General features: G+C 72.0%; 9 protein-coding genes. 2 read left to right on the top strand and 7 right to left on the bottom strand.

What is annotated here, in order from left to right:
- Positions 1 to 48: 48 nt before the first annotated feature.
- From ADL29_RS21205 to ADL29_RS21185, 5 genes are all read right to left on the bottom strand, one after another.
- The gene (locus ADL29_RS21205; RefSeq protein WP_053925167.1) at positions 49 to 1,527 is read right to left on the bottom strand and encodes an aldehyde dehydrogenase family protein; all 1,479 of its coding nucleotides are present in this window, start codon (positions 1,525 to 1,527) and stop codon (positions 49 to 51) included.
- Positions 1,524 to 3,263, bottom strand: coding sequence for an N-acyl-D-amino-acid deacylase family protein (locus tag ADL29_RS21200; RefSeq protein ID WP_053925166.1), 1,740 nt, complete (start codon positions 3,261 to 3,263; stop codon positions 1,524 to 1,526). Before ADL29_RS21200 ends, ADL29_RS21205 begins: the two co-directional genes overlap by 4 nt.
- Positions 3,264 to 3,387: 124 nt before the next feature.
- Positions 3,388 to 4,518: an LLM class flavin-dependent oxidoreductase gene (locus ADL29_RS21195; protein ID WP_053925165.1), complete on the bottom strand. Its 1,131-nt coding sequence runs from the start codon at positions 4,516 to 4,518 to the stop codon at positions 3,388 to 3,390.
- Between the two features lie 272 nt (positions 4,519 to 4,790).
- The gene (locus tag ADL29_RS21190; RefSeq protein ID WP_053925164.1) at positions 4,791 to 5,588 is read right to left on the bottom strand and encodes an SDR family NAD(P)-dependent oxidoreductase; all 798 of its coding nucleotides are present in this window, start codon (positions 5,586 to 5,588) and stop codon (positions 4,791 to 4,793) included.
- A 158-nt stretch (positions 5,589 to 5,746) separates the two neighbouring features.
- Entirely contained in the window at positions 5,747 to 6,697 is a 951-nt protein-coding gene (locus ADL29_RS21185) for a TIGR03619 family F420-dependent LLM class oxidoreductase (protein WP_053925163.1), read from the bottom strand.
- A gap of 241 nt (positions 6,698 to 6,938) precedes the next feature.
- Between ADL29_RS21185 and ADL29_RS21180 the strand changes: the two genes are divergently transcribed.
- Both ADL29_RS21180 and ADL29_RS21175 read left to right on the top strand, forming a co-directional pair.
- On the top strand, positions 6,939 to 8,057 hold the full coding sequence (locus ADL29_RS21180) for a saccharopine dehydrogenase family protein (RefSeq protein ID WP_245689553.1): 1,119 nt from the start codon (positions 6,939 to 6,941) through the stop codon (positions 8,055 to 8,057).
- A gap of 54 nt (positions 8,058 to 8,111) precedes the next feature.
- The gene (locus tag ADL29_RS21175) at positions 8,112 to 8,729 is read left to right on the top strand and encodes a TetR/AcrR family transcriptional regulator (RefSeq protein WP_053925162.1); all 618 of its coding nucleotides are present in this window, start codon (positions 8,112 to 8,114) and stop codon (positions 8,727 to 8,729) included.
- Here the strand turns inward: ADL29_RS21175 and ADL29_RS21170 are convergent.
- Positions 8,696 to 9,124 carry a hypothetical protein gene (locus ADL29_RS21170; RefSeq protein WP_063788503.1) on the bottom strand — a complete coding sequence of 143 codons (429 nt, stop codon included), beginning with the start codon at positions 9,122 to 9,124 and terminating at the stop codon, positions 8,696 to 8,698. The two genes, ADL29_RS21175 and ADL29_RS21170, sit on opposite strands and share 34 nt — an antisense overlap.
- A 156-nt stretch (positions 9,125 to 9,280) precedes the next feature.
- Positions 9,281 to 10,747, bottom strand: a complete 1,467-nt coding sequence (gene rox, locus ADL29_RS21165; protein ID WP_053925192.1) for a rifampin monooxygenase — start codon at positions 10,745 to 10,747, stop codon at positions 9,281 to 9,283.
- Positions 10,748 to 11,141: the final 394 nt, after the last annotated feature.

Here is an 11,141-nt window from a genome sequence, read left to right as displayed (position 1 = left end):
CGGGGGAGGCGGGGGCGGGGGGAGGAAGCCAGGAGGCCGCGCCCCCTCTCACCCCGGCCACACCACCGCCTGCAGCTCGCTGTACGCATGCAGCGCATACGAGCCCACATCGCGCCCCACCCCGCTGCGTTTGAAGCCGCCGAACGGTGCCTCCATGTTGCGGCCGACCGTGTTGATGCCGACCCCGCCCGCCCGCAGCCGCCCCGCGACCCGGAAGGCGCGGGCCACATCGCCGGACCAGACGTAGTCCAGCAGCCCGTAGTCGCTGTCGTTGGCCAGCGCGATGCCCTCCTCCTCGTCGTCGAAGGGGATCACCACGACCACCGGGCCGAATATCTCCTCGCGGGCCGCCCGCATATCGTTCGTACAGTCCGCGAAGAGCGTGGGTGCCACATAGAAACCGCGCTCGACGGCCGGGCGTTCGCCGCCGGTGACCAGCCGCGCGCCCTCCTTCACGGCCAGCTCGGCATACGACTCGATACGGTCGCGGTGCGCGGCGGAGATCACCGGGCCGACGACCGTGCCGGGGTCGCGCGGGTCGCCGACCGTGAGCCGTGCCGCGTACCGGGCGAGCCCCGCCACCAGCCGTTCGTAGATCCCGCGCTGCGCCAGCACCCGCGTCGGCGCCGTGCATATCTGGCCGCTGTAGAAGGAGAAGGTGGTGCCGATACCGGCCACCGCGCTCGCGATATCGGCGTCGTCGAAGACCAGCGCCGCGCCCTTGCCGCCCAGCTCCATCAGCTGCCGCTTCATCCCGCGGCCGCACTCCTCGGCGATCTTCTGGCCGACGGCCGTGGAGCCGGTGAAGCTGACCATGTCCACGCCGTCCGCCGCGACCGCCGCCTCGCCGACCTCCGGCCGCGCGCCGGTGACGACATTGACCACCCCCGGAGGCACCCCGGCCTCCGCCAGCGCCTCGGCCATCCGGTACACCGACAGCGGATCCTGCGGGGCCGGTTTGACCACGACCGTATTGCCCATCGCGAGCGCCGGCGCCACCTTGCCCGCCGGATTCGCCCAGGGGTTGTTGTACGAGGTGATGCAGGCGACGACGCCGACCGGGCGGCGCACCGCGACCGCGCCGACGACGCCCGCCTTCCCCATCGGCCCGGCGCCGTTGACCTGCGGCGGCAGCCCGGCCTCCACCGGCTCCAGGGCGCCGCGCGCATACCGTTGGAAGCGGGCGACCGATACCCCCACCTGCATCGCGCGTGCCGTGCCGGTCGTCGCACCGCTCTCCGCCTGGGCCAGCTCCGCGTACGGGACGAACTCGCGGCGCATCACCTCGGCGGCGCGGTCCAGCACGGCCGCGCGCTCCTCGGGTGCGGTGCGCGACCAGCCCCCGAACGCGTCGCGGGCCGCCGCCACCGCGTCCTCCACCTGCGCCCGGCTCGCCTCCGGGGCCCGCCCGACGACCTCCTCGGTCGCCGGGTTGATCACGTCGTAGTGGCCGCCGTCCGGCGCCACCCACTCCCCGCCGATGAACAGCCGCTCGGCGCCGGCCGCCGCGGGCTCCGCCCCGCTCACCTGGTGCTCACCGTCCTCGTGTCCCGCCCCGAGCGCAGCACCGTCCCCGGCACCGCCCCGGTGACCACGTCGTCCCGGATCGTCTCGACCCCGTTGACCCGCACGCTCACCACCCCGATCGCCTTCGAGTCCAGCCGCGGACTGTCGCCGGGCAGGTCGTGCACGAGCGTGGCGGGCCCGGCGTCTATCCGCTCCGGGTCGAACAGGACCAGGTCGGCGTGGTACCCCTCGGCGATCCGGCCCCGCTCGCGCAGCCCGAACAGCCGGGCCGGGTCGTCGGTCAGCATCTGCACGGCGCGCTCCAGGCCGACGAGCCTGCGGCCGCGCAGACAGTCCCCGAGGAAGCGGGTGGTGTACGGCGCGCCGCACATCCGGTCCAGATGGGCGCCCGCGTCCGAGCCGCCCAGCAGCACGTCCTCGTGCTGCCAGGTCTCCTGGCGCAGTGTCCAGCTGGCCGGGTCGTTGTCGGTGGGCATCGGCCACAGGACGGTCCGCAGAGCGTCGTTGGCGCAGATCTCCACCAGGCAGTGGAAGGCGTCCTGTCCGCGCTCGGCGGCGATATCGCGGACCACCCGCCCGCTGAGCCCTTCGTTCGCCGCGGAGTAGGTGTCGCCGATGACATACCGGCCGAAGTCGGTCAGGCGGCGGAAGACCCCGGCCTCCTTGCTGTCGGCGCGGCGCAGCATCCCGGCCCGTACGTCGGCTTCTCTCAGTGCGGCGATGCGCTTGGTCACCGGCAGGCCGAGGATCTCGCCCCAGCCCGGGATGAGGTTGAGCGCGCAGAAGGTGCCCAGCGACATGTTCATGGGGGTGAGGATCGGCATGGTCAGGGCGACGATCCGGCCGCCGGCCTTACGGGCGCGTTCACTGGGGACCAGCTGCCGCGGTACGCGCTCGGGCACGGCGGCGTCGATGGTGAGCACGTTCCAGTTCAGGGGGCGGCCGGCCGCGGCGCTCATCTCCACGAGAAGGTCGATCTCGGCGTCCTCGAACCGGTCGAGGCAGCCCGCGACGATGGCCTCCAGCTGGGTGCCCTCGTGGTCGGCCACCGCGCGGGAGAGCGCGAGCAGTTCGCCGGGGCGGGCGTGCCGGGAGGCGACCGGTTTGCCGTCGCCGTCGGAGTGGGTGGACGACTGGGTGGTGGACAGCCCCCAGGCCCCGGCGTCCATCGCGTCATGGAACAGCCGCAGCATCTGCGTCATCTGATCGGGCGTCGGCTGCCCGCCCACCGCGTCCGCGCCCATGACATGCCGGCGGAGCGCGCAGTGGCCCACCATGAAGCCCGCGTTGACCGCCGTCCGCCCCTCGAGCGCGTCCAGATACTCCCCGAACGTGTGCCAGTTCCAGGGCGCGCCCTCCTCCAGCGCGACCAGGGACATGCCCTCGACCTTGCTCATCATCCGCCGGGTGTAGTCGGCGTCCTCGGGGCGGTCGGGGTGCAGCGGGGCGAGGGTGAAGCCGCAGTTGCCGCCGGCGACGGTGGTCACGCCGTGGTTGAGCGAGGGGGTGGCGTACGGGTCCCAGAACAGCTGGGCGTCGTAGTGGGTATGGGGATCGACGAAGCCGGGCGTGAGGACGAGCCCCCGGGCGTCCTCGCTGGTACGGGCCTCCTCGGTGACCGTCCCGGGCTCCGCGACGATCGCGATCCGTCCGTCCCGGATGCCGAGGTCGGCGGTGTGGGAGGGCGCGCCGGTCCCGTCCACGACGGTCGCGCCCTCGATGAGGTGGTCGAGCATGGCGGGGATCCCTTTCTCGGTGCGGTTCGCGGGGCGGCGCCCGGCCGGGGCACCGCTCCCCTGCGGCACATGCGGTCCGTAACGGGTCCGGCCGCAGTGCGGCCCGGCCCGGCCTGGTCCGGCCCTAGGAGGTGCCCGCCGCCCGGCGGAAGCGCGTGGTCCGGTGCACCGGGTCGGTGTCGATCTTCGGGATGACGTGCTCGCCTATCAGCTTGATCGTGTTGAGGGTGTCCTCGTAGCCCACCCCGATAGGCAGCCCGAAGGAGAGCTGATCGGCGCCCGCCTGCTCCCACCGCTTGCACTGCCGCAGGACCTCGTCCGGATCGCCGCAGATCATCAGCTCCTCGGCGATCAGCAGCTCGATGATCTCCTCGGTGTACTCGGGGAGCAGTTCGGGCCACTCCGGTATGCCCTCAGGCCGGGGGAAGGTGTCGTGGTAGCGGAAGAGCAGCGACTGGAGGTAGTTGAGCCCGCCGCCGACCGCGATCTCCACCGCCTTCTGGTGGGTCTCCGCGCAGATGGCCGTCGACGTGACCATGACGTTGTCGTTGACGAAGTCGCCGACCGGCTCTGCCTCCTTGACGGCCGTCTTGTACGAATCGACGACCCACTCCATGTCGGAGACCTTCTGCACGCTGAAGCCGAGCACGCCCAGCCCCTTCCTGCCCGCCATCGCGTAGGAGGACGGGGACCCGGCGGCGTACCACATCGCCGGATGGGACGAGCCGTACGGCTTGGGCAGGACCTTGCGCGGCGGCAGCTGCCAGTGCTTGCCCCGGAAGCCGGCGTACTCGTCCTGGAGCCACATCTTGGGGAATTCCGCGATGGTCTCTTCCCAGATTTCCTTGGTGTGGTTCATATCGGTCACACCCGGCATGAACCCGAGTATTTCGTGGCTGCCGGCGCCCCGGCCGGAGCCGAACTCGAAGCGCCCTCGGGAGAGATGGTCGAGCATGGCGACCTTCTCGGCGACCTTCACCGGGTGGTTGACCGGGGCGAGGGGGTTGAAGATGCCGGAGCCGAGGTGGATGCGCTCGGTGGCGTGCGCGAGATAGCCGAGGAACACATCGTTGGCGGAGAGGTGGGAGTACTCCTCCAGGAAGTGGTGCTCGGAGGCCCAGGCGTATTTGAAGCCGGACCTGTCCGCCTGGATGACGTACTCGGCCTCCTCCATCAGCGCGTGATGCTCGGCCTCGGGGTCCGTCTCGGCCCGCGCCGCCGGCACATATCCCTGCACAAAGAGCCCGAATTCCAAGGGAGTTCACTCCTTCGGGGTGCGGGGGTCGCCCCCCGGAAGATTTCCGTCCGTTGACTACTTTCCGCCGATGGCGCTGCACGCTCTGTCACGTCTTCGACGGTACCCGGACCCACCGACAATCCGCCCGACCGGGCCGACCGAGCCGGGCGGGGCACCCGAGGCGCCACCACCCGCATATCTGACGAACCGTCAACTCTCGACTCGGACCGACTCTGGCACCGCCCGCATCCACCGTCAATACCTGACGCGTCGTCAGCCAAGTGCCCGGCTCAGAACACCGAAACCCCCGCCAGCCACCCTCCGTCGATCACAAACGGCTGTCCGGTGATGTACGACGAGTCCTCGCACGACAGGAAGAGCGCCAGCCGGGCCACCTCCTCCGGCTGCCCGATCCGCCCCATCGGGACGACCTTCCCGTAGAACTCGTCCAGCGCCGCGCTGCCCGCCTCGTCGGCCGCCTTCGGCCCGCCGTCCGCCGCCACCCGGTCCGGGTTGGTCATCGGCGTATCGACCGCCCCCGGACACATCGCATTGACCCGGATCCCCTTGCCCGCCAGCTCCATCGCCGCCACCCGCGTCATTCCGACGATGGCGGCCTTGGTGGCGGCGTACGAGGTCAGGAACGCCATCCCGGTCAGCGCCGTGTACGAGGCGGTGTTGACGATGGTCCCGCCGCCGGCCGCCGCCAGCTCGGGCGTCACCGCCTTCATCCCCAGGAACGCGCCGACCTGGTTGACCTGCACCACCTGCTGGAACTCGGCCAGCGGCGTATTCACCAGCTCGTTGAAGCGCAGTATCCCGGCGTTGTTGACCAGCCCGTCGATCTTCCCGAACGCGGCCTTCGCGGCAGCGACCGCCGCCTCCCAGTCCGCCTCCTGGCCCACATCCAGGTGGACGTACCGGGCCCGCTCCTCCCCCAGCTCCTTGGCCAGCGCCTCCCCCGGCCCGTCCAGCACATCGCCGAGGACCACCCGCGCCCCTTCCGCCACGAAGAGCCGCGCCTCCTGCTCGCCCTGCCCGCGCGCCGCCCCCGTGATGAGAACGACCCGGCCTGCCAGCTTTCCCATGCCGCCTCCCAGCGTTCCTGTGGGGCACGGCGATGCGCCCGCCCCGCCCCACCCGATTCGTTCACCCGCCGACCGGCCACGGCCGGCCACGGCCAACCGCCGGTCAGCCACTGGCCCGTCATCGATCAGTCACTGGCCAGTCATCGACCAGCCATCGATCAGCCGTCGAGATGCACCGCCACCTCGGTCCCGAACGCGGCCATCTGATCGGTCAGTTCGCCACTGCTCCGGCTGCGGAACCGCACCTGTATCTGGGCCACCCCCATCGCCCGGTACTCCCGCAGCGACTCCGCGATCCGCTCCGGCGCGCCCGCGAGGGTCCGACGTCCGACGTCCCACGTCGGCTCGCCCACGTACAACGGCTCGGCGATGGCCCCGACCGCGATCGGCTCCTCGATCCCGGCCGCCGCCCTCAGGGCCTGCAACGTGGCTATTTGGCCGGGCAGCTGGTCCCGCCGGTCGCCCTGCGGCAGCCACCCGTCGCCCCGTTCCGCGGCCCGGCGCACGGCGGCGGGCGAGGAACCGCCCACCCAGATCGGCGGCCGCGGCGTCTGCGCCGGCCGCGGTGCCTGCCCCAGCCCCGAGAACGCGCACCGCGCCCCCTTGAACTCGGCGAACTCCTCCGGACCGAGCGCCGCCTTGAGCGCGTCGATGCTCTCGTCCAGCACCGCGCCCCGGCGCCCGAACTCCACCCCCAGCGCCTCGAACTCCTCGCGCACATGCCCCGCGCCCACCCCGAGGATCAGCCGCCCGCCGGAGAGGCGGTCCAGCGTCGCGTACTGCTTGGCGCTGACCAGCGGATGCTTGAGCCCCACCACGGCGACATGGCTGAGCAGCCGCACCCGCTCCGTCACGGCCGCCAGATAGGCGAGGGTGGCCACCGGGTCGTACCAGGTCGTCCCCATCGCCGCGGCCAGCCGCCGCGGAATCGCGATGTGCTCACAGCAGGCGATGTACGCGAATCCGTGCAGGTCGGCGGCGCGCGCGACCTCCACCAGATCGGCGGGCCCGGCCGCCGCCTCCCAGTTCTCCGCGTAGAGCGTGCTCTGCGACTGCACCGGTAGCTGTATCCCGTACGCCAGTCGCCCCTCGGGCAGTGTCCGCACCATCTGGACGGCTCCTCACGGCTGCTCACAGCTGCTCTGAACGGATATCCGGCATCGGTTTCGGCGCCGGTATCTCGCATCTGACGTCCCGTCATTTTCTGCTGTGCGTGGGCCATCGTCGCGGCTGACGCGCCATCAGACAAGGGGTCCGGCGCGGCCGTCGCGGAACACCCGCGCAAAATTAGGTCCCCTGACCTATATTGCTCTCATGGATGCCACAAGGAGCGCGAAGGGCGCTGGTGACATGAGAAACGCACAGGACAGCCGCGACGCAGCCGACTCAGCCGACGCAACCGCCTTACGCGACGAGCTCGCATTCGACGCCGCCGGGCCCGTCCTCCTGGTGGGCGGCTACGGAACCGTCGGCGCCGAGCTCGCGCGGCTGGCCGCACCCTCCTGGCCGCTGCTGCTCACCGGCCGCACCGTGGCGCGCGGCGAGGCGCTGGCCGAGGAGACCGGCGCGCGGGTCGAACGATGGGACCTGACCGGCCCCGAGCCGTTCCGGGCCGGCGTGCGGGCGGTGGCCGGCGTGGTGAACGACCCGGACGACCGGGTGCTGCGGGCGGCGATACGCGGCGGGGTGCCCTATGTGGACATCACCCGCTGGACCGCCCGGCTCCAGCGGGCCGCGACCGTCGCGGCGCTGCGGGGCCCGACCGCGCCCGTACTGCTGTCCTCCGCCTGGATGGGCGGCGTGTCCAGCCTGGTGGCGGCGGCGCTGGCCGAGGAGCTGGGCGGCGCGGAGACCGTCGACATCGCCGTCCGCTGGGACCTCAAGGACCGCGCCGGCGCGGATTCGGTGGAGTTCATGGACCGTCTCGGCCTGGATTACGAGGTCACGGAGGGCGGACAGCGGCGTACGGTGATGCCGCTCAGCGACGTCCGCAGGGTCCGGATCGGGCCCCACCCCACCAAGGTGGCCCGTATCGACACCCCGGAACAGTTCACCCTCCCCCTCGCCCTGGGCACCGCCACCGCCACCACCCGTATCGGCTTCAGCTCCGCGGCCTCCACCTCATCCCTCCTGGCCGTGAAACGGCTGGGGTTCTTCCGCTGGGGGCGCGGCGAGCGCTTCACCTCCGCCCGGCGCGCCCTTCTCTACGCCCCTGGGGAGGGCGGCACCGCCCGGCTCCGTATCGACGTCACCCACGGCGGCCGCAGCCGTACCGCGACGGTCACCGACGACGCCGGACAGGCCCACCTCACCGCCGTCGGCGCGATGCTGGCACTCCGCCGGGTCCTGGGCACGGACGGCGCCGGGGCGCCGCGCGGGGTGCTCTTCCCGGAAATGACCCCGGTCCCGGCCCGGGTCCCGGATCTGCTCGCCGAGTACGGCGTGCAGCTGGAGTCCGGCACGGCGTGACGCCGACGACGTCCGAGCCCCCACCGTCCGCCCACACCGCCCGAGGAACGCCTCATGACCGACACCCCCAAAGGCGCCCGCAAACGCACCCACCTCCTCGACACCGCCGAGGAACTCCTGCTCACCTGCGGCCACGCCGAACTCTCCATGCGCGCCGTCGCCACCGCCGCCGACGTCCGGCTCGGCCACCTCCAGTACTACTTCCCCACCCGCGCCGACCTGGTGGCCGCCGTCCTCGACCGCGCCCTGTCCCACTCCCTGGAGCGGCTCCGCCCGCTCCTGTCGCCCGGCGATCGGGCAGCGGCCCCCGATCCGTACCGGCTCGTCCGCACCCTGCTGGCCGAGCAGGACGACCCGCGCCTGGTCCGCCTGTTCACCGAACTCTGGGCCCTGGCCGCACTGGACGAGGCCGTGGCCGCGGCCGTACGCGCCTTCTACCGCGACTACCAGGACCAGGTCGCCGCCTTCCTCCACGAGCAGCAGCCCGCCCTTTCCGCCGCGGCCCGCCGGGCACGGGCGGGGGTGTTCACCATGCTCATCGAGGGGGCGGCGCTGTTCCGCTCCGGGATCGCGGATCACCGTACGGAGGAGACGGACGCGGAGCTGGTGGCAACGGCCGTGGCGCTGCTGGGGAGTCGTCAGGCGGAGACCGGCCCCCCGACGCGGCGGTGAAGGACCTCCCGCACCCGCGGCATCAGCTCCGGGTCCTTGAGGCTCATCCGCCCGACGTGCAACTGCTGGTGCCCGTAGACCACCTTGCCCGGCGTACTGCTTCCGTCGACCTCCAGCGACCACTCCGTGTCCCGGAGGTCCAGCGTCCCCGGCTTCGGTACGACGCGGCTGCTCCAGCCGGTGCACAGCACCCACTCCGTGGTCTGCGCGGCATGGCGCGCCGCCACGTCCATCAGGCGTACGTCCGGCACCTCGGGGAGCGGGACGTACCCGACCACCGCATCGACGCCGAAGTGCCCGGTCGTGGTGTACGCGATGACCCCGTACGTGTCCGGCCAGTCATGCAGCAGGGGGAAGACCGTTACGCGCCCCACGCCCGATATCGCCCGTGCCATGGTTCCCTCTCGTCGATCGGAACGGCCCCGCGCCGGCCTGTCGGCGCGGGGCCGTTGCATGTACTCGATCAACGTGGTGCGGGGGTCGGTCGTCACGGGCGGAGGCGGGCCGGGTTCCCCTGCGGTGCGGCGCCGGACCGGGCCACGGCTGCGCTCTCAGCCGGCGGCGGCGCCGAACCACTGCGGCAGGCGGGCGAGCAGATCCTGCTGCTCTTCGCCGACCCACGCCACATGGCCGTCCGGCCGCAGCAGCACCGCGGGCACGTCCAGTTCCTCGCTGACGTCGACGACGTGGTCGATCCGGTCCGCCCAGCCCTCCACCGAGAGCCGGCCGGTCTGGTCGAGCAGGAGTCCGCGGCCGCCGTGCATCAGCCCGTAGAGGCGCCCCTGCTTCAGCTGGACGTCCCGCAGCCGCCGGCCGAGCAGTTCGTGGCCCTCGCCGAAGTCGTAGCGGACGCCGATCGCGGTGATCTTCTCGATCAGGTAGCGGTTCACCTCGTCGAAGTCCATGAGTTCGGACAGCAGCCGGCGCACCGCCTGAGGACCCGGCTCGGTGGACATCAGCTGCATCTGCGCGCGGGTGTTGTCCAGCACGGCAGCGCCCACCGGGTGCCGTTCGGCGTGGTAGCTGTCCAGCAGCCCCTCCGGTGCCCAGCCGTTGATTTCGGCCGCCAGTTTCCAGCCGAGGTTGAACGCGTCCTGCACGCCGAGGTTGAGGCCCTGGCCGCCGGTCGGCGGGTGGATGTGCGCCGCGTCGCCGGCCAGCAGCACCCGGCCGACGCGGTAGCGCTCGGCCTGCCGGGTGGCGTCGCCGAAGCGGGACAGCCAACGCGGTGAGTGCACGCCGAAGTCGGTGCCGGCGGTCGTCCGCAGCTGTTGCCTGAACTCCTCGAGGGTGGGTGGGACCGAGCGGTCCTCGGCCACCCCCTCGGCGGGCACGACGACGCGGTACATCCCGTCCCCCAGGGGCATGCAGCCGAACCGCTTCTGTGTTTTGCGGGTTTCGGCCATCACGGCGGTGAGCTCGTCCTGCGGCACGTCCACCGCCATCTCGCCGATCAGTGTCTCGACCGTGCTGGGCTCACCGGGGAAGCCGACGCCGAGCAGCTTGCGCACCGTGCTGCGGCCGCCGTCGCAGCCGACGAGGTAGCGCGAGCGCAGCTGCGTGCCTCCCCCGCCGGCTACGCCCTCATTGGCGGGGGTGGCCCCTCTGGCCAGCTCGACGGTCACCCCGTCCTCGTCCTGACTCAGCCCGACCAGTTCGCCGCCGCGCCGGATCTCCGCGCCGAGTTCGGTGGCGCGCTCGGCCAGCAGACGGTCGGTGAGCGGCTGCGGGATGCCGAGCGTGTAGGAATGGCCGGTGTCCAGGTCGTCGGGCCACGGCTTGTCGATGGCGGCGAAGAAACCGCCGACCCTGTACTGCGTGCCGTGCTCGAGGAAGCGCTCCAGCAGACCGCGCTGGGCCATCACCTCGATGCTGCGCACATGCAGACCGAGCGCGCGGACCACCTCGGTCGGCTGCGCCTGCTTCTCCAATACGCACACCCGCACACCGTGCAGCCGCAGCTCGCTCGCCAGCATCAGCCCGGTCGGTCCCCCGCCGGCAACGATCACGTCGATCATCACAACCCCCATGTGCGCACGTTCTTGCTTCGGCCGGTGATTCTGCGCCACGAACAGGGCCTTGCCGCAAGGCCCCCCATGCGCTATACGTTAGGAGTGGCAAGGAGTGGGTACACACCCTCCTTGCCTTTGCTTTTGCCGTCCGCGCCGCGGGGCCCCTGCTCCCAGGGACCGGCCGTCACCCGGCGGACGCCACCGGCGCATGCCAGGCCGACCGGTCGTGCAGGTCCGGGCCGAACACCTCGACCGTCGCCGCGTCGGGGCCGATCGTCACCACCGCGTCCGCACCGGCCTCCGCGAACTCGCGGGTGAGCGGCTCGCGGGGAACAAGTGCGCCAGCGGCTCGATGACGACGGGGAGATGCCCGGGAAGGCGGTGCTTGCCGCCACGGCCG

Source organism: Streptomyces chattanoogensis (assembly GCF_001294335.1).
Classification (GTDB): Bacteria; Actinomycetota; Actinomycetes; order Streptomycetales; family Streptomycetaceae; genus Streptomyces; species Streptomyces chattanoogensis.
Note: the sequence above shows the minus strand (reverse complement) of the source record. Positions and strands in the feature narration are given on the sequence as shown.